Genomic DNA, 17,746 nt, shown 5'->3' with positions numbered 1-17,746 from the left:
CTGCTATTCCCCCCGCAACTTTGGATCGATGGCGTCTCGCAGAGCGTCTCCCAGGAGATTGAGGGCAAGCACGGTCACCAAGATGGCAAGGCTCGGGAAGACCGCGAGCCACCAGGCGTCGAGGATGTTGTCGAACCCTTCTCGGATCATGCTGCCCCAGGTCGGGGTCGGAGGCGGAACTCCTAACCCGATGAAGCTCAGGGATGCTTCCGTGCGAATCGCGGAAGCCATCCATAGTGAACTCATCACCACGACATCCGAGATGAGATTGGGGAGAATATGAACCCCCATGATCCGGACGGGTCCGAACCCAAGCGCTCGACCGGCGATCACGAAGTCCTGCTGCTTCAAGGCGATCGTAGGCGCCCGGGCAACTCGCGCAAACGGCGCGATCTCCGTGATTGCGATTGCAATGATCAGGTTCTGAAGGCTGGCGCCGAGCATCGCCGCAATCATGAGGCCGAGCAGGAGAGCTGGAAACGAAAGCATGACATCGAGCACTCCCATCACGAGCTGATCCAGCGCTCCTCCGACATAACCCGCAACGATTCCTATCGTGCAGCCGATTGTCATCGCAATCAGGATGGCGACGAAGCCGACCATCAGGGAGATGCGGGCTCCATAGATCAGACGGGACAGGACATCTCGGCCGTAATTGTCCGTTCCGAACAGGAACTCCGCTGACGGCGGCTCGAGCCTGGCCACGATATTCTGCTCCAGCGGGTCATGAGGCGCGATCAGCGGCGCGAGCACCGCCACCACGATGATGATTGCAAGAAGCAGCGCCCCCAGCCAGAAGAGAGGATTTCTGGAGAAGGCCAGCCACAATCGACTAGGCTGCGACACTGCAACCGATGCAACCCCGATCGTCATTTGTATTTCACCCGCGGATCGATAAGCCCATAGGTAATGTCCGTCAGCGTATTCACGACGATGACGCAGATGGCAAAGATGATCATCAGCCCCTCGAGCAGCGTATAGTCGCGAGCGTTGAGTGCCCCGAAGATCAGCTTGCCGAGGCCGGGTCGGTTGAAGATGATCTCCGTGAGCACCGAATTTCCGATCAACGTACCGAAGTAGAGGCCAACAACGGTCACCACTGGAATGAGGCCATTGCGCAGAGCGTGTCGCATGACGAGGCGCGTGGGAGTCACTCCCTTCGCGCGCGCCGTGCGGATGTAATCCTCGCCAAGAACTCCCAGCATGGATGACCGCGTGACACGCACCACATAGGCCATCAGGATCAAGCCGAGATTCAGCGCAGGCAAGGCAAGGCTTCGTAACCGTTCGATCGGATCAGTGCTATCGGACGCGAGAACGGGGAACCATCCCAGCTGGATCGCGAATACGATGAGCAACAGAATGCCTGACACAAACGCTGGGAACGATAGCCCGACCAACGAGACCAGCCGCGAGACGTAGTCGATCCAGCTGTTGCGGCCGAGCGCGGCGAGAATTCCGAGCGGCAGACCCAGGACGATTCCGATCACGATGGCCGCCAAGGTGAGTTGGATCGTGGAGGGCAACACCAGCAGGACCTCCTGCACGACAGTCCGGCCGCTGCTGAGCGATTGCCCGAGATTTCCAGTGAGCACCTCACCGAGAAAGTGAAGATATTGAACCTGGATCGGCTGATCGAGCCCGAGCCGGGCTCGCATCGCGCGAAGCGAGGCTTCGGTTGCCTGGTCGCCAAGGATGACGGATGCCGCATCACCCGGAACGAGACGCACCAGCACGAAGATTGCTGTCAGCATCACCAGCAAGGTGGGGATGGCCAGCAACAGCCGCTTGAAGGCAAAGCTGATCATTGGACCACCCAGCACATTCGCGAACAGAAACCAGAATGTTCGGACTGAACTCTTCTCTCCAGACAAGGAAAGTGCCTCACAACACCTCCTCCTTTTGATCGAGTGTGGCCAGCTCTCCAAGCGTCACGGGCTTGAGCGGGGGCCTGACGCGATAGAAGCCGACCTCCTTTGCGGGACAATCCTGGATTTCCGCGAGGATGCGGGTGACGCTATAACCGCATTGCCGCCCCTGGCAGGGGCCCATCCCTGCACGCGTGAAGGCCTTGATCTGGTTCGGGCCGGAGCCGCCGATCTGCGCCATCGCCCGGATCTCTCCTGCCGTGACCTCCTCGCAGCGGCATATGACAGTCTCATCGGACGGACTAAAAATCCTGCCGTGGGGTCTGAACATGGTGTCAAGAAAGGGCCGCAAGGCAAGTTCGCGAGCCAAACTCCTTTGAACGCGCAACGCTTCCTTGAGCACGACCTGCTCGCCCGCATAGCCGAGCTTGACCGCCAGCCTGTGTGCTGCGAGCGCCCCACGATATTGCGCGGCCTTCGCGCCAGCAATACCCGCGCCATCCCCGGCAATGAAGATACCGGCCTTGGTCGTTTCACCCCATTGATCGAGAACCGGAACGTAGCAATCCTGCTCGTCACGCCATTCAACCGCGCAGCCCAGCCCCAGCGGTGCATGAACGTTCGGCACGACACCTTCATGCACAAACAGATTATCCGCGGAAACGGTCTTCTCTTGTGCATCGGCCGCTCGATAGCTGATGGATTCGATCCGGTCCGATCCGTGCGCCACGAGGTCGACGACATGACGGACGACGGGCACACGCCGGCGTCGAAGGACGGCCTTCCACGCGAGTCCTTTGAGGAGCGCCCCACTGGCACGCAGGGCCTTCGGCAGATGCTGGAGCGCCGCCCAATGACTCCCGGCCGGTGTCGTGTCCAGATAGCCGGCGATCTGACCTCCGGCGTTGAGCAACTGAACGAGGTAGAGAAGCGGCAACGGGCCACAACCAGCGACCCAGACTGGCTTGGAGGGGATCTGCCCGGCGGTCTTCAACAGGACCTGAGCGGCACCTACCGTGAGGACTCCCGGCAGTGTCCAGCCTGGGAAGGGAGCAGGCCGCTCCTGGGCGCCGGTTGCGAGGATGATGGCGCGCGCCTCGATCGTCCGGGCTTTGCCATCATGGGTCACGAAGGCACGAAAACCAGGTTCGACCTGCCAAAGCTGTGTACGAGGCTCGTACCGCGCGCCGCTTGCGCGGAATGCATCGGTCGCAGCCTTTCCGTCCTGATAAGCCCTTCCAAGGATGGCTCCCCTCGGGGTCGCCGCTTGGGTTTCGACCGAGCGCCAGATCTGCCCGCCAGGCGAACTTTGATCGTCCACAACCAGGACGTCAATTCCATGGCCGCGCGCTGTGATGGCCGCTGTCATGCCAGCAGGGCCAGCCCCTACGATGAGAAGGTCGGTCGTGCTCATGACGGCAAGCACCGCTTACGCTGCTGGCGCTCAACCTTCATGCCCTCCTGAACCGGGGTCATGCAGGTCTGAACCGAGGCGATTCCATCCACCTGAGCGAGACAGTCGAAGCAGACGCCGATCATACAATAGGGAGCTCGCCCGCTCCCTTTGACCGGCGTGGGGCGCGACCAGACGACAGCCTGCCGGAGCAGCACAGCTGCCAAGCTTTCGCCGGGCTCCGCCGTGACAGGTTTGCCTTCGACATAGACAGTCACGGTCTCAGCGGGCTCATGCAGCTTTCGGAACATCAAAGCGACTCTGATGAAAGATATCGAGCGAATCCGGCAACTGGCCGGCCGAGATGGCATCGGCCAAGACGGTGGAATGCAGAGCTGCAAGCGTGACGCCTGAATGGCACAACGCCACGAAGGCTCCCCGGTGCTTCTGGGACTGGGCGTAGACGGGACACCCATCAGGGGTCATGATGCGCAACCCAGCCCACTGCCGAACCAATTTAGCCTCAGCAAGCCCGGGCACGATGCGAAGCGTCCGCCGACTGAGATCTGCCGCCGCGATCGCGGTCGCGGAACTATCGAAACCGGTCTCCTCATGGGTAGCACCGATCATCACAGTGCCTTCCCGGGTTTGACGCAAGCCACTCGTCGGCAGAGGCAGAAATGGTTCGAGGCGCTCGGTCACCAGGATCTGCCCGCGTTGAGGCCGCAGCGGGATTTCAAGACCCACTTGCCGCGCAAGCGCCTGAGACCCGAGACCCGCAGCGATCAGCACGCGCGGCGCACTGACGGTCTCGTTTCCGAACGTCACCGTAAAGCCCGCCTCGCTGGGCACGATCTGCCGCACCGCAGCGTTTCGGCGCAGATCCCCACCCAGACGCAGGATTCCGGCATGAAGAGCCGCAAGGAGCTGGAGCGGATTGGCATGCCCGTCCCGCTGGCCGAAGCTGGCGCCGGCCACGTCGGGCCCCAATCGAACCTTCGGAAGCAGTTTGCCCAGTTCAGCGCGATCGAGCATCCGCCAATCCGCCTCCGCTCCGCCGAGCTGATTCTGCAGCCGCTGAAGGTCCAAGCGGCGCTTCTCGAACGCGTCATCTCCGAGGCAGAACGCCAAACCGCCATTCTGCTCATACTGGAGATCCAACGCGGCCAGATCAGTGAGTTCCGACGCAAAGTCGGACCACATGCCGACGCTACGGCGTGACAGCTGCTGATAGGCGGGCATGTTCTGGCCTTTGCCCTGTAGCCAAACAAGGCCGAAATTGGCCCGCGCCGCACGATGGTCGCGATCGTCACCGTCGAGCACGAGTACTCGGCGTTGTCTTCGCGCAAGTCCATAAGCGATCGCAGCACCAACCGTGCCCGCACCGATAACTATTATCTCAGGATGCATCAGATTTCCTCTTGCCCAATATGACGACAAAAAGAGATATTTGGTCAAAGTCGAAAATCTCTGGCTGTATTCTTCAGGGTTATGGGATGGCTCGTCAGATCAATCTCAGACAGGTTGAGGCGTTCAAAGCGGTGATCGAGAGCGGCTCGATCAGCCGAGCCGCTTTGATCCTCAACATCTCCCAGCCCGCGATGAGCAAACTGATCGCTCATCTCGAAGAGGATACCCGGCTCAGCCTGTTCGATCGCGTCAAGGGGCGCCTTGCTCCGACAGAACGCGGCATGCGGCTTTACAAGGAGATTGATCGGATTTTTTCAGGTGTCCGCCAGGTGGAGAATGCCGTCGAGGCCATCCGCCGCGAGGAGCAGGGGCAGCTTCTTGTCGGAGTCATGCCGGCTTTGTCGCGTTCGTTCATCCAGCAGGCGACGATGGGCTTCCTTCAGCAGCATCCCAACGTGTTCTGCTCGGTCAAGTCACGCAGCTCGGAATGGATCGTGGACTGGCTGGTCACACGCAAGCTCGATGTCGGCCTTGTCAGCTCGCGGATCGACAATCCCTATGTGATCGCCGAACCGCTGACCCAGCACCCGCTCGTCTGCATCATGCCGACCGATCATCCCCTCGCCATGAAGAACGTTGTGGAGCCGGATGATCTCGACAACATTCCCTTCGTGTCTTTCGATCCTGAGAGCCAGGCCGGTCAGTGCATTGCGACGATGTTCGACGCCTACAACGTCAGACCCAACACCGTGCTCGTTGCCAATGTCTCGCCGACGCTGTGCGAATTCGTGGCAGCCGGCCTCGGCGTCGCGCTGGTGCACCCTTTGATGTTCAGCGGGCTTCAGGATCGTCTGGCCATCAGACGCTTCGAGCCCGCTTTGTCTTACGACTTCCAGCTCTGTCGAATGCGCGACAGCCGCAATGCAAGTCTGGTCGACGCCTTCCTGCAGCAGGCGCGCACGACGGCCGCACGGCTTTCCCAGGAGTCGCTCAGCGCGGCATAAGCGTCGTCGCCTCGGTGATCGGCGGAGCGAGATTCATGGCTCCTTTGAGCTCATAGCCGTAGTTGACACGCTTGCTGTGCCCCCAGACCTGCTGAAGCTCAAACAGCGGAACAGAACAGACGGCGTCGTGGATCTTGCGCTGAGCCTCCTTCCACAGCTCCTGCTGCCGCTCCACACTGCCTTCCACCCGCGCCGCCTGTATGTCGGCGTCCGCAACGTCGCAATGGGAGAAATTTGCAACCGCCGTCGGCTTTCCAATGCTCGAGCTCGAGTGATAGAACTCGGTCAGATAAGTGTCGGCGACCGGAAATCTGGCGGCGCCATAAAACACCAGAGCACTGGCATTGCCGCGAATTTGGCTCTGATAGGTGGCGTGATCGACAACGCTCATATCCAGCTTGATACCGGCCTTTGCGAGCTGGCGCTGAATAATTTCCATTGTCGGCAGGATAGCCGAGATATTGGACACCACGACCTTGAGCGTCAGGCCATTTGGGTAGCCCGCTTCGGCCAGAAGCGCCTTGGCCTTCACCGGATCGTAAGCATAAGCCCCAGATGAACAATCCTCTCCGATGTAGCCCGGGGGCACGACCGAGCAGCCTTTCAGACTCACGCTCTTACCGACAAACTGCACGAGATCGTCGAGATTGACCGCAGCGGCGATTGCCTGTCGGACCTTCAGGTCATCGAGCGGCGGAATACTGCTGTTGATGTGAAGCGTTCGAAACTCTCCTGGACGGAAGACATCAACGACCATGTTGCCGCGCTGCCGGGTCATATCGACCCAGCGTTGCTCGCGCCGGCCTTGGATGACGTCGAGCTCTCCGGACGCAAAGGCGAGCTCGCGGGCGCTGTCGGAGGGGATCGTACGGTACATGATATTGCTGATCTGCGGCCGGCCGCGGAAATAGCCCTCGTTTGCGACCAGCTTCACATGCCGCTGCGTTTCATGCTCTGAAAACGCAAACGGACCCGTACCAACGGGGTTGGAGGCAAACTTGTCTCCGAGCTCCTCCACTGCTCTTTTGCAGACAATGTTTCCACCGTGATAGTTGGACAAGCGGCCGAGGAAATTCGGATCTGGATACTTCAGGGCAATGCGAACGGTGGACCCGTCTACCTTGGCGATGCTATCCACCGCGGAGAAGTCTGCAGCGAAACTCGATCGGCTGGGGTCTGCGGCACGTGTCAGCGAGTAGACGACATCATCTGCGGTGAGGCTGCCCCAGTCGCCGTGAAACTTGACGCCCTTCCGGAGGAAGAAGGTCCAGACTCGTCCGTCTGGAGACGTTTCCCAGCGCTCGGCGAGATCGGGTTCGAGATCCTTGGGGTCCGCGCTCCCTGGCTTGAATCGAACCAGGCCGTTGAACATCAGGCCGATCAGCGGCTTGTCGGTGCTGGTCGTCGCACGATGGGGGTCAAGCGTGGTAATGTCTGATCCACCGGCCCCGATTTGCAGGGTGGTCCCCGGGGCTTCCGCTGCAGACACATCACTGGTCGCATGCACCGTGACGGCGATGCAGAAAGCCAAAATAGAGACGTACTTCATAGAGACGTACTTCATCCGGTGCCTCGCCCGTTGCCCACGCGTCAGGCTGGAAGAGTCCCGCGTCTCTGTCAAAGTCCGAAATCAAGGAGACCTATTCTTGGGCGTTATGGGCTAACGGCGAAGCTCAACCGCGGCAGGAAATTTCGAGTACCAGGATCCAGGCGGCGGCAGTGACTGCAGACCCGGCGAATCGTCTACCCGGAGCGCGCCGCCTCCATCCGGAACGGCCCCGCACGAGAGCATGAGCATAGCTCCGTCACAGGCGGCACGCGGAACCGAGTGCCGCCACACCGCCGCGCGCATCGGCGGAGAACGCGCCGTGGTTGGCTTACGGAAGCGATCGATCTCAAAGCTAGCGATTGCGCGCGACCATCGCGCCGTCTCGCCAATTGCGCGCCGCGCAGGACCGGCGCTTCTTCGTGAGTGTCAAAGCGGCAACGGTTGGGCGGCGTCGGCTTCAGTCGGTGGCGTATCGGTCCACGCCGACACGGATGAGCCGGATAATCCAGGGATCTCAATGAGACCAAGCCTTATTGCCCTCACGACGGCGACCGTCCGGCTGTTCGTGCCAAGCTTTCTCATCGCCTTCTTGAGGTGAAAATTGATCGTGTTTTCGCTGATCTTGAGGATGATTCCGATATCCCAGGAGGATTTGCCCTCTGCGGTCCACTTCAGGCATTCGCGTTCGCGCTGCGAGAGCCCAATCGCCTTCTTACCCATCGCTGGCTGGGCAAGCTCGCCAAAAGCAACATGGAACTGACACGCCAAGGCGTGAAGATGCTTCATGTGCCGGATCGGCTCGGCATCGTCGAAGCTGGATGCAAAGGATAGAACGGAGATGCGCCCCGACGGCCCAAACAGCGGCACGCTCACCCCGTGCTTGAGACCGGCTTCGCGGCTCTCACGAAGGACCAACCGCTCACCGTCCTGCAGCTGCTTCTGCTCGAGCAGCTGATCCCACATGAATGGACTGCTATGAAACGGGGTTCGCCTGACGACCGGATCGATCTCGTGATACTTGCGCTCGAAATAGTGCTCTCGCCAATCGAGCGGAAAGTTGAGAGCGACGGCCGGCATAGGATGCTCTGGCAGCCGTACCGTCTCTTCATAGTTCAGGGCGCCATAAGCCACTTGGCCAAACCCCTCATCGGCTGCAGAACCGACGAGAAGATCGAAGAGGTCGGACAGCGACTGCGTGCGGTTTGCACAATCGATGAAGCTGAAGAGGTCCATTGCTACCTCACGGCAGACAAAGCTGCGCAAACTTCGGCCCAGATGTAATCGTGAAAACGAATCCGTCTGAATGTCCCGATTGCCGACGGTCCGTCCTTGCCCCCTCGGCCCCCTCGTCTGCCTCTATCAAGGCGAGAAGCAGGCGCTCGATTGTCCAAACCCCGACCCAACCTGAGGTAGACCGTACCATGATACGCTTCGCCGTGCAATTGACGATCATATTCGATTGATCTTTTCAGAAGTCGCGATGTCATCAACATCGCCCTCCTCCGGAAGCGGCGGCCCTGACGGTCTTGCCGACTCAGGCAACCAGATCGCGCAGCAAAGTGCCTGTTTGATAAGCGCTCCTCGGCACGTGTGTCAGCATGCATGAGATTGCCGGCTTAAGTTTCGATCGGATCATGCGCACTAGGGACATTCTTCCCGGCACGCAGCACGCGCAAGTCAGGCCTCGCGGCCATCCCACACTGAACCCGTTCAAACGGGCCTGGACGAGCCTTGCAAAAGCCAAGAACTACACCCCAATACAACCCAGAATTGCGTCCGATTGTAGGTGATATTGGGGCGATGTCTGACAGTTGTCTTCCTCTGAGCAGCCGGTAGGACCGCAGCCGCTCCATAGACGCATGAACTACTCGACTGGGTAGCTGCCTCGCTGGCGCTGTGCCGATTAGTCTGCATCTTCCCGTCACGTGGCACATTGGAAGATGCTCATGCGTACCCTTTTGATCAGGTGGGAAACCGTCCATCGATATGGCGAAGCCTGGATTTCGCATCATCGGTTGCGGTACCGGATGTTCGTCGAGCGCCAGGGCTGGTCCGTGCCTCATTATCAGGGCATGGAATATGATGAGTTCGACACACCGGCAGCCACCTACATCCTGGTCGTGGACGAGCAAGATCAGGCGCTTGGAACTGCACGGCTGATTCCGACCACACGCCCCTACATGGTCAAGTCCTTGTGGCCCAACCTGGTTGAAGGCTTGCTGCCGCATTCGGACGAAATCTGGGAAGCATCGCGATTCGGCTGCGATCGTGCGCTGAGCGCCGGCGGACGGCGCCGAGTGATCGGGCAGCTCATACAGGCCTGTCAGGAATTCGGCCTCGCCAACGGCATCTCGTCCTATCTTGGCGTCATGCCCAGCTGGATCTTCAAGAATGTCATCGCTGCCCATGGCTGCCCGGTGAGGCCACTGGGAGCGAAGCTGCCGTTTCCGGGGCATGACATTGGGGCAGCCTATATCGGGGTATCATCAGCCGTGCTGGAATTGGTTCGCCAGCATACCGGCCTTCCGAAGGCGCTGCATGAGAGCCCTTCTCCTGGACCTGCCGCATCAGCACTGTCCCCGCGCTTGGCAGAGGATGCTCCATCGGAGACCAAAGGACTGGCCTGCAGCCCGGAGTTGGAAGGGCTCGTGGAGGCTGGATGAGCGCGATCCCGAACCTTCGACCATCTTGCCGCCGTAGGGCCCGCCAGCGAGGGCCGATCAGCGCTTGCATCAGGCTTTGGGCCTAAGCGCGATTGACGGTCTCTGAAGAAGATGCGGCATCACCGCAATCGGTGGCGATCAACGCGTCGGCTCCTTCGCTCAAGAAAGCCCGCCACGCTGGATTTGGCGCTCACAAGCTTCCTGCTTCATGAACGCCGAATGTATCAACTTTGAGCGCCAGGCGGTCCTGGTTTGTATGCATTGCGGAGCAAGCCGACGCGATGCGCGGCTCCGGGTCTATCTGGCCTTGATGGCGAGTGCTCGCTTCGACTTGGCAAACGCCCGATCAGTCGCCATGAAACGTGCCACCATGGCCGAGGCCAGGCGACCAAGATCATTGGCCGGCTGGTCCGAATGGCGGCCGACAGCTTCGGCGTAGGCCTGCAGATCGCGAAACACGTTCGCTGACAGTTCGACCGTGATCTTGACCGGCTTCTCATCGGGAAGTTCCGAGATCTTCAGCTTCGCCATGACTGCTACCCCTGATACGGCTCGAGCACGAGATCACGATTGACGATCACGCGGACCGGAAAGCCCGGCCTCACTGTCAGAGTCGGCTGGACGTTCATCTGCTGAGCAACCAGCTGCTGACCTGTGCGGCTCATGGAGCTGCCGAAGCCCTGGCGGAGCGCCTGGATGATCGCGGCATTGTTCGTATTTTGATTGGCGCCCGCATTGACCTCGCTGCCCATCGAGAGCAGCGTCGAGAGCAGCGCTGCGCCAACCAGCTGCCTGAAGTGGTTATCGACCTCGTCCGAGAGACCCGAATAACCGGCAGCGTCGGCGCCCTGCTGCCGTTCCAGGACGATCGACCGGCCATTGGGCATGATCAGCCTGGTCCAGACCAGGAGCACGCGCGATTGCCCGGCCGTCACCTGGCTATCGTATATCCCGATCAGCCGTGCTCCCTGCGGGACAAGCAGGAAGCGGCCTGACGGGGAATCGAAGACGTTCTCCGTGACCTGAGCGGTGATCTGTCCCGGCAGATCGGAGCGAATGCCCGTGATCAGAGCCCCCGCAATGACGGTCCCGGCCAGAACCACATAGGGGGAGGCCGGCCGGCTGACACGGTCGGGACTCGTGGTCCGGCGATCGACCGCGGCATTGACGAAGGCGAGCTTGCGGTCCTGGCCATTCTGGGTGAACGCGTCGTCGGGACTGGACATCGCGCCCCCGCGTTGGCTGGTCTGAGGCCCGCTCGCCGCGGCCTCGGTGCCACGAACATTGACTGTCGCGAACAGGCGGCTCAAGCGAGCGGCGTCCCGCTCCTGCTCATGGCGGAGCTGCTCCTGATCGGGGGTGACCGCAAGTGCCTGGCCCTGCGCAGCGACAATCGCCTTGCCGAGATCCCCGGGCAGCGGCGGTCCGATCACTGGGACGTTTGTCGGGAGATTCTTGGGAAGACTGGCGTAGTCACGCGGCAGGGCCGAAACCCCGTCCGCGACGTCGTGATGATCGGTGCTGTAGAGCTCGGATGGGCCCGATTTGCTCGGCCTGTTGGTCTGCAATGTCCAGACGACGGCGCCTCCCATCAACAGGAGCGCCACTGCGCTGCCGCCGGCCAGGACATTGCGCGACAGCCGCGTGACGGGGGGAAGATCTCCGTTCAGGTGCATTCTTTTCGTGCGCCGCTCAGCCTTCTCGGCTGCAGACGGAGCCTGAGACGCAGAAGCCTCATCCTCCTCGTTTTTCACCCTGAGGCTCCATCGGTTCTGACGATCCTGACCTTGCGCTGCTCCTCGCCGCCGAGGCGCAACTCGGCTGCGGCAAACAGCCGATCGACGATCATGATGTTGCGGAAGGCACGGTAGTTGACGATCTCGGGCGCACCATCGCTCCCGATGACGAACAAGGGCGGCAATTCACCCTGCACGATGCCAGGGGCAAACTCGATATAGACCTTGCGACCGTCGTCATAGGCGTTGACCGGCCTCCATGGCGGATCATCCCCCTCGATGCGATAGCGGAAGCGTCGCAGCGCCGGATTGGGCAGCTCCGGCCTCAAGACGAGCTGGCGCGCTCTCGTCTCGGCATTCTGGGGATAGTACCAGGCCACGGCGGGCATATACGGCTTGTCACGAGCGCGCAGCTCGAGCAGATAGGTCCGCCGGTCGGTGTTGACGATGAGATTGGTTTCGATCGCGGCACGCGTCGGCTTGACCAGGATGTGAACGCGGCGGCGTTCGCCCGCACCGCTCTCGGTATCGCCGACGACCCAGCGCACGGTGTCGCCGGCGGACACGGGTCCCGACCCTGTGAGCTGTTCACCTTCCTCGAGCATGATGTCGGTGATCTGCCCGGGCGCCGCATAGACCTGATAGAGCGCGCCGGGACTGTAGGCATAGATCTGCGTCGCGTTGAAGTAGCCCTTCTTGCGCGGTTCGACCCGCGCCGCGCTATTGGCCATCTCGACGCGGTCGAGCGGCTCCGCTTCTTCCTGGGCTCCCGCCTTGCCACCAAGGGACACTTTCCAGGGCGGCGGAAGATGAAGCGGCTGAACCTTTCCATCCAGCGCGGCTGGCGGCGCCGGCAAGGGTGGTGCTTCGCTGTCATAGGTGATCTTCGGCAGATTGGTCGTTGTGCAGCTGCAGAGCAGAACCAGAACGGCGGCCCCCGCCATCATTGGCCCTCCAGCCCTCCGGACCATTGGCTTGCTCATTGCGACAGCTCCTTCGACCAGTTGATGGCTTGGACGTAGACGCCGAGCGGGTTCTTGCGCAGGCGGTCGGCATCGTCCGGCATGGCGAGCACGAGGGTGAGGATCGCGCTCCAGCGTTCGGTCGCAACCGAGGCGCCGTTCTCGTAGCGACGCTCGACCCAGGCGATCCGGAAGCTGTCCGGCGAGGCGCGGATCACACTGGAGACCTCGACCGAGACCTGGATCTTCCCGAGCTTGCTAAAAGGATCGTTGGAGCGGGCATAGTCATTCAGGGCAGCCGCGCCGCGATCGGTCGTGAAGTCGTAGGCGCGCAGCCAATTCTGGCGCAGTACGATGCCATCGGCTGGCAGACCTCTCACGTCCTCGATGAACCGGGCAAGATGGAAGGCGACCTGCGGATCGGTTGGCATGTAGTCAGCCACCGCAGGCGCCACCCGCTGGACCTCGCCGAGATGGCCAACCTCGACCACCCAGGGCGTCACCGTACCGCGGGCCGACTGCCAGATCAGGGCGGACGCGAGGCCTGCGGCGAGTGTGAGGCAGCCGAACGCCATCAGCCGCCAGTTCTTGGCCTGCACGCGCGCAGAGCCGATGCGCTCATCCCAGACCTGTGCTGCCTTCTGATAGGGCGTCACCGGCTCGGGCGTACGGCCGTAATGAACAGATGATCGCTTGAACATGTCAGGATTTCCCCTCGGAGAGATCGACCGCGCTTCCCTGCCCGCCGTGCTCGGCATGGCGAACGGCCTGTGCCGTTGTAGATGCGCCCTGATGGACGGCGCGCGCAGCCTTCATGCGCCGCGCCCACATTGGAGAGCCAGGGCCGTCGGCCTGACCCGGCTGATCCGAGCCGCCGGCCTCGGCATTCGCCTTTGGACGCAGGGGACTCGCGTTCGCTCCTGCGGCCTCGACGGCAGCGCCACCGACGCGCCCTCCGCCGGACGCCACAGCGCCAAGCGGCGCGACTGCACGGCTCGCACCAGAGATCGCGCCGCCTGCGAGCCCCGCTGCACCAGCGGCCATGCCGGCGCCGGCAACGACGAGACCGCCCGCTGCAAGCGACGCTCCGACCGCGCTCCCTGCTCCAAGCTGCGGTCCGCCACTGACAAGACCATTGGCGATCCCGGGCCCGAACAATCCAAGGCCGAGCAGCGACAGGGACGCCAGGACCAGGGTCATGGCGCTCTCCACCGTTGGAGGATCGGCAGCCGTCACCTGGGTCAACTGCCCGAACAGCGATGAGCCGGCTCCTGAGATCAGGGCGAGCAGCAAGACCTTCACACCGGAGGAGATGACATTGCCGAGCACACGTTCGGCCGCGAAGGCGGTCTTGCCGAACAGACCGAACGGGATGAGCACAAATCCAGCAAGCGCCGTGAGCTTGAACTCGATCAGGGTGACGAAGAGCTGAATGGCCAGAATGAAGAAGGCGAGCAGCACGACCACCCACGCAAACAGCAGGATCGCAATCTGCAGGAAGTTTTCGAAGAAGCTCACATAGCCGAGGAGGCCCGAGATCGCCTGGAGCAGTGGCCGCCCGGTGTCGAGACCGACTTGCGCGATCCTGCCCGGGCGCAGGAAGTCCGCTGCCGACAGCGCCGAGCCAGCCGCCTTCAGGCCAAGTGCTGCGAAGCTCTCGAAGACGACGCGGGCGAGGCTGTTCCAATTGCCGATCAGGTAGGCGAACACGCCGACAAACAAGGTCTTCTTCACCAGCCGGGCGATGACATCGTCCTCGCCGCCGAAAGCCCAGAACAGCGCAGCCAGCGTGACATCGATGGCGACGAGCGTGGTTGCGAGATATCCGACCTCACCGCCCACCAGACCAAAGCCGCTGTCGATGGTCCGGGTAAAGGTCTCCAGGAACTGATCGATGATCCCCGTTCCTGTCATCGGGCCATCTCAGCGATGAGCTGCCGCGCGGCAGCAGCGAATCCGCAGGTTTTGTCCAGAACTCTCTTCATCATCAGTGAAACATTCGTACGTTGGAGGGCTGGTCGCCCTGACCCTGCGTCAGGAAGCGGCGAAGCTGTTCGCGTGCCTGATCCTTTGCCGCCGCGCCCTCCGCCATGGTGAGGCTCTGGGCCCGTCCCTGGGCGGCCACGACCGCCGTCAGATCCGCAAGCTGTTGCGCCTGCATCGCCAGGATCTGGTTGCCGGCTTGCCTGACAGCCAAGGCGCCGGCGGCTCCTTGGCTCGCGGCAACCAGCGCGGCGGACTGGCTCTTGATGGTGTCGAGATTGCCGACCACGCCTGCCTGAAGCTTGAGCGCATCCTGCAGAGCGGCTACGGACGTCTGCCAGCGTGAGCGCGCATTGTCTGCGAGGTCAGCGGCGCTGGCGCCGGCGGCTGCCGGCGCGTAGATCGTCTTGAACGCCTGCTCGATCTGCTGCACGTCGTAGGCCAGGCGCTGAGCCTGCTTGAGCAGTTCCCGGGTCCGCTCGATGGATTGCTGCAGCTGCGTCAATGACGAATACGGCTGGCTGACGAGGTTGCGCGACTGATTGATCAGCATCTCGGCCTGGTTCTGCAGGGCCAGGATCTGATTGTTGATCTGCTGCAGCTCGCGCGCTGCGGTCACCACGTTCTGAGCATAATTGTTGGGGTCGAAGACGACGAGCTGGGCCCGCACCGGACCCGCCGAGGTCAGAACCAGCAGCGCCAACGCCGCGGCCCATCGCTTGCCAGAGATCATTGCCGCGTTTCCAGATTGTCCAGGCCGGGGATGAGGTCGGCTGCCCAGCCAAGCTTGAGGTGCCGCAACCACGCTGCCGCAAAGCCGTCCCTGCCGGCGGACTTCAGAACGTCCGAGATCGCGGCCTGATCGGCTTTGGACGACGCCGCGGCAAAGGCGAGCGCGACCTCGCCGAGACCGAGCTCGAACATGCGGTTGCCGCGGCGCGACTGGCAGTAATAGTCGCGCTTGGGGGCCGCACGGCTGACGAGCTCGATCTGACGATCATTGAGACCGAAGCGACGATAGATGCCCATGATCTGTGGCTCGAGCGCCCGCTCGTTCGGCAGCAGGATGCGGCTCGGGCAGCTCTCGATGATGGCGGGTGCGATCGGCGAGCCGTCGATGTCGGATAGCGACTGGGTCGCGAAAACGACGGAGGCGTTCTTCTTGCGCAGGGTCTTCAGCCACTCCCTGAGCTGGCCCGCGAAGTCGGCGTCGTCCAGCGCCAGCCATCCTTCATCGACGATCAGAAGTGTCGGGCGGCCGTCGAGCTGCCGGGCGATCTTGTGGAACAGATAAGCGAGGACAGCCGGAGCTGCAGCGGTCCCGATCAACCCTTCGGTCTCAAACACCTGCACCGCCCGATCGCCGACGAGCTCATGATCGGCATCCAGCAGTCGTCCGTGAGCGCCATCGAGGCAATACGGCTTGAGGGCCCGTTTCAAGCTGTTCGACTGCAGCAACACCGACAGGCCGGTCAGAGTCCGCTCAGAAGCTGGCGCGGAAGCCAGCGAGGTCAGCGCCGACCAGAGATGCTCCTTGGCGTCCGGCGTCACCACGATCTTCTCGCGAGCCAGCAGGCCAGCGATCCAATCCGCCGCCCAAGCGCGCTCCATCACATCACCGATGCCTGCCAGCGGCTGCAGCGCGATCGAGGTCTCGCTATCGGCCGACAGCGCTCCACCGAGATCATGCCAGTCACCTTCCATGGCAAGCGCGGCGGCCCGCAGGGAGCCGCCGAAATCGAACGCAAGGATCTGCGCATTCGGATAGCGGCGGAACTGCAGCGCCATCAGCGCCAGCAGCACCGATTTGCCGGCTCCGGTCGGTCCGACCACCAGCGTGTGGCCGACATCGCCGACATGGAGCGAGAACCGGAATGGCGTCGCGCCCTCGGTGCGGCCGAACAGCAGCGCAGGCGCCCTCAGATGATGGTCACGCACCTCGCCTGCCCAGACCGCCGAGAGCGGGACGAGATGCGCAAGGTTCAGCGTCGACAGCGGCGGCTGGCGCACATTGGCATAGACGTGCCCCGGAAGGCTGCCGAGCCAGGCCTCAACCGCATTCACAGTCTCCGTCATGCAGGTGAAATCGCGCCCCTGGATCACCTTCTCCACCAGGCGCAGCTTCTCGTCAGCTCTCGCCGGATCAGGATCCCACACCGTCACAGTCGCGGTGACATAGGCCTGGCTGATCTCATCGGAGCCGAGATCCTGCAGCGCCGCATCGGCGTCAGCGGTCTTGTTGTGGGCGTCGCTGTCAACAAGGCTTGCCGCCTCGTTGGTCACGACCTCCTTGAGGATCGCCGCCAGAGATTTGCGCTTGGCAAACCACTGCCGGCGGATCCGTGTCACGAGCTTCACGGCATCCTGCTTGTCGAGCATGATGGCGCGGGTCGACCAGCGGTAGGCGAACGCAAGCCCGTTCAATTCGTCCAGCACTCCTGGCGTCGTCGCAGAGGGAAAGCCGATGATGGTGAGCACGCGGAGATTGACCGCCCCCAACATCGGCGCGAGGCCGCAGGTCAGCGGTTGGTCGGCGAGCAGCCCATCCAGATGCATGGGGATTTCAGGGACGCGGACCCGCTGGCGCTTGGTCGAGACGGTCGAGTGCAGATAGCTCAGCACGGCGTCGTCGCCGAGCCAGCCGCATTCCGGCATGAAGCCGCCGACGAGCTGCAGAATGCGGTCGGTGCGATCGACAAAGCTGCGCAGGATGTCGCGGCCGCGCGAGCCCTCCGGCTGCGGCGCGCCTTCATAGAGCACTCGTTCGGAGCGGGCGACGTCTTCTCGCGGCGGCAGGTACAGAAACGTCAAATAATAGCTCGACTCGTAGTGCGCCGCCTGCTCCTCGAACTGTGCCTTTCTCTCGGCATCGACCAGGGCGGACGCGGCATCCGGAAACACGCAAGTTGGGTAGGCTCCGGCCGAATGCCGCTGCGCCTCGACGAAGATCGCCCAGCCCGACCCCAGGCGCCGCAAAGCGTTGTTGAGACGGAAGGCGACTGCCGTGAGCTCGGATGCGACCGAGCTCTCCAGGTCAGGCCCGCGAAAACGCGCCGTCCGTTGCAGCGAGCCGTCCTTGTTGAGAACGACGCCCTCGTCCACCAGCGCCGCCCAGGGCAGGAAGTCTGCAAGCCGGATATTGGTGCGGCGGTATTCGGCCAAATTGAACATGAGAGCC

General features: G+C 62.3%; 16 protein-coding genes. 2 read left to right on the top strand and 14 right to left on the bottom strand.

Annotated features, from left to right (window positions below):
- Positions 1-3: 3 nt before the first annotated feature.
- The 5 genes from ACQR1H_RS22405 to ACQR1H_RS22385 all read right to left on the bottom strand — a co-directional run bounded on the left by ACQR1H_RS22405 (position 4) and on the right by ACQR1H_RS22385 (position 4,719).
- Positions 4-873 carry an ABC transporter permease gene (locus tag ACQR1H_RS22405; protein ID WP_434899800.1) on the bottom strand — a complete coding sequence of 290 codons (870 nt, stop codon included), beginning with the start codon at positions 871-873 and terminating at the stop codon, positions 4-6.
- Positions 870-1,808 (bottom strand): ABC transporter permease, encoded by a 939-nt coding sequence (locus ACQR1H_RS22400; RefSeq protein WP_315754288.1) that lies wholly within the window; start codon positions 1,806-1,808, stop codon positions 870-872. The genes ACQR1H_RS22405 and ACQR1H_RS22400 overlap by 4 nt, the downstream gene beginning before the upstream one ends.
- Positions 1,809-1,884: 76 nt before the next feature.
- Positions 1,885-3,282 (bottom strand): FAD-dependent oxidoreductase, encoded by a 1,398-nt coding sequence (locus ACQR1H_RS22395; protein WP_434899799.1) that lies wholly within the window; start codon positions 3,280-3,282, stop codon positions 1,885-1,887.
- Complete coding sequence (locus ACQR1H_RS22390; protein ID WP_315716423.1) at positions 3,279-3,572, bottom strand: (2Fe-2S)-binding protein; 294 nt, start codon at positions 3,570-3,572, stop codon at positions 3,279-3,281. The genes ACQR1H_RS22395 and ACQR1H_RS22390 overlap by 4 nt, the downstream gene beginning before the upstream one ends.
- Positions 3,553-4,719 (bottom strand): NAD(P)/FAD-dependent oxidoreductase, encoded by a 1,167-nt coding sequence (locus ACQR1H_RS22385; protein ID WP_434899798.1) that lies wholly within the window; start codon positions 4,717-4,719, stop codon positions 3,553-3,555. Before ACQR1H_RS22385 ends, ACQR1H_RS22390 begins: the two co-directional genes overlap by 20 nt.
- A 38-nt stretch (positions 4,720-4,757) precedes the next feature.
- Here ACQR1H_RS22385 and ACQR1H_RS22380 point away from each other — a divergent pair, with 38 nt between their 5' ends.
- Positions 4,758-5,675 (top strand): LysR substrate-binding domain-containing protein, encoded by a 918-nt coding sequence (locus tag ACQR1H_RS22380; RefSeq protein ID WP_315801440.1) that lies wholly within the window; start codon positions 4,758-4,760, stop codon positions 5,673-5,675.
- Here the strand turns inward: ACQR1H_RS22380 and ACQR1H_RS22375 are convergent.
- Together ACQR1H_RS22375 and ACQR1H_RS22370 are read right to left on the bottom strand one after the other, a co-directional pair.
- Positions 5,662-7,239 carry an ABC transporter substrate-binding protein gene (locus ACQR1H_RS22375; protein WP_434908188.1) on the bottom strand — a complete coding sequence of 526 codons (1,578 nt, stop codon included), beginning with the start codon at positions 7,237-7,239 and terminating at the stop codon, positions 5,662-5,664. The genes ACQR1H_RS22380 and ACQR1H_RS22375 overlap by 14 nt on opposite strands.
- 411 nt (positions 7,240-7,650) lie before the next feature.
- On the bottom strand, positions 7,651-8,457 hold the full coding sequence (locus ACQR1H_RS22370) for a helix-turn-helix transcriptional regulator (protein WP_315801442.1): 807 nt from the start codon (positions 8,455-8,457) through the stop codon (positions 7,651-7,653).
- A 713-nt stretch (positions 8,458-9,170) separates the two neighbouring features.
- On the opposite strand from ACQR1H_RS22370, the gene ACQR1H_RS22365 reads away from it, so the two are divergent.
- A complete protein-coding gene (locus ACQR1H_RS22365) occupies positions 9,171-9,887 on the top strand; it encodes an acyl-homoserine-lactone synthase (RefSeq protein WP_434899796.1) in 717 nt (238 codons plus the stop codon).
- Positions 9,888-10,184: 297 nt separating this feature from the next.
- On the opposite strand, the gene ACQR1H_RS22360 is transcribed toward ACQR1H_RS22365, so the two are convergent.
- From ACQR1H_RS22360 to trbE, 7 genes are all read right to left on the bottom strand, one after another.
- Entirely contained in the window at positions 10,185-10,418 is a 234-nt protein-coding gene (locus ACQR1H_RS22360; protein ID WP_434908187.1) for a DUF2274 domain-containing protein, read from the bottom strand.
- A gap of 5 nt (positions 10,419-10,423) precedes the next feature.
- Positions 10,424-11,641 carry a TrbI/VirB10 family protein gene (locus tag ACQR1H_RS22355; RefSeq protein WP_434899795.1) on the bottom strand — a complete coding sequence of 406 codons (1,218 nt, stop codon included), beginning with the start codon at positions 11,639-11,641 and terminating at the stop codon, positions 10,424-10,426.
- On the bottom strand, positions 11,638-12,570 hold the full coding sequence (gene trbG, locus ACQR1H_RS22350) for a P-type conjugative transfer protein TrbG (protein ID WP_315801445.1): 933 nt from the start codon (positions 12,568-12,570) through the stop codon (positions 11,638-11,640). The genes ACQR1H_RS22355 and trbG overlap by 4 nt, the downstream gene beginning before the upstream one ends.
- A gap of 32 nt (positions 12,571-12,602) precedes the next feature.
- Entirely contained in the window at positions 12,603-13,286 is a 684-nt protein-coding gene (gene trbF, locus ACQR1H_RS22345) for a conjugal transfer protein TrbF (RefSeq protein WP_315801446.1), read from the bottom strand.
- Position 13,287: 1 nt separating this feature from the next.
- On the bottom strand, positions 13,288-14,499 hold the full coding sequence (gene trbL / locus ACQR1H_RS22340) for a P-type conjugative transfer protein TrbL (RefSeq protein WP_434899794.1): 1,212 nt from the start codon (positions 14,497-14,499) through the stop codon (positions 13,288-13,290).
- A 73-nt stretch (positions 14,500-14,572) separates the two neighbouring features.
- Positions 14,573-15,301, bottom strand: coding sequence for a P-type conjugative transfer protein TrbJ (gene trbJ, locus ACQR1H_RS22335; RefSeq protein ID WP_434908186.1), 729 nt, complete (start codon positions 15,299-15,301; stop codon positions 14,573-14,575).
- Positions 15,298-17,739: a conjugal transfer protein TrbE gene (gene trbE / locus ACQR1H_RS22330; protein ID WP_434899792.1), complete on the bottom strand. Its 2,442-nt coding sequence runs from the start codon at positions 17,737-17,739 to the stop codon at positions 15,298-15,300. Before trbE ends, trbJ begins: the two co-directional genes overlap by 4 nt.
- Between the last annotated feature and the right edge of the window lie 7 nt (positions 17,740-17,746).

This window comes from Bradyrhizobium sp. HKCCYLRH2015 (genome assembly GCF_051168215.1).
Taxonomy (GTDB): Bacteria; Pseudomonadota; Alphaproteobacteria; order Rhizobiales; family Xanthobacteraceae; genus Bradyrhizobium.
The sequence above is the reverse complement of the archived record's forward strand: the minus strand, read 5'-3'. Positions and strand labels throughout refer to the sequence as shown.

Coding starts and splice junctions, on each gene's coding strand:
- ACQR1H_RS22405 (WP_434899800.1), bottom strand. CDS start 873: ATGACGATCGGGGTTGCATCGGTTGCAGTGTCGCAGCCTAGTCGATTG.
- ACQR1H_RS22400 (WP_315754288.1), bottom strand. CDS start 1,808: ATGATCAGCTTTGCCTTCAAGCGGCTGTTGCTGGCCATCCCCACCTTG.
- ACQR1H_RS22395 (WP_434899799.1), bottom strand. CDS start 3,282: ATGAGCACGACCGACCTTCTCATCGTAGGGGCTGGCCCTGCTGGCATG.
- ACQR1H_RS22390 (WP_315716423.1), bottom strand. CDS start 3,572: ATGTTCCGAAAGCTGCATGAGCCCGCTGAGACCGTGACTGTCTATGTC.
- ACQR1H_RS22380 (WP_315801440.1), top strand. CDS start 4,758: ATGGCTCGTCAGATCAATCTCAGACAGGTTGAGGCGTTCAAAGCGGTG.
- ACQR1H_RS22375 (WP_434908188.1), bottom strand. CDS start 7,239: ATGAAGTACGTCTCTATGAAGTACGTCTCTATTTTGGCTTTCTGCATC.
- ACQR1H_RS22370 (WP_315801442.1), bottom strand. CDS start 8,457: ATGGACCTCTTCAGCTTCATCGATTGTGCAAACCGCACGCAGTCGCTG.
- ACQR1H_RS22365 (WP_434899796.1), top strand. CDS start 9,171: ATGCGTACCCTTTTGATCAGGTGGGAAACCGTCCATCGATATGGCGAA.
- ACQR1H_RS22360 (WP_434908187.1), bottom strand. CDS start 10,418: ATGGCGAAGCTGAAGATCTCGGAACTTCCCGATGAGAAGCCGGTCAAG.
- trbG (WP_315801445.1), bottom strand. CDS start 12,570: ATGATGGCGGGGGCCGCCGTTCTGGTTCTGCTCTGCAGCTGCACAACG.
- trbF (WP_315801446.1), bottom strand. CDS start 13,286: ATGTTCAAGCGATCATCTGTTCATTACGGCCGTACGCCCGAGCCGGTG.
- trbL (WP_434899794.1), bottom strand. CDS start 14,499: ATGACAGGAACGGGGATCATCGATCAGTTCCTGGAGACCTTTACCCGG.
- trbJ (WP_434908186.1), bottom strand. CDS start 15,301: ATGATCTCTGGCAAGCGATGGGCCGCGGCGTTGGCGCTGCTGGTTCTG.
- trbE (WP_434899792.1), bottom strand. CDS start 17,739: ATGTTCAATTTGGCCGAATACCGCCGCACCAATATCCGGCTTGCAGAC.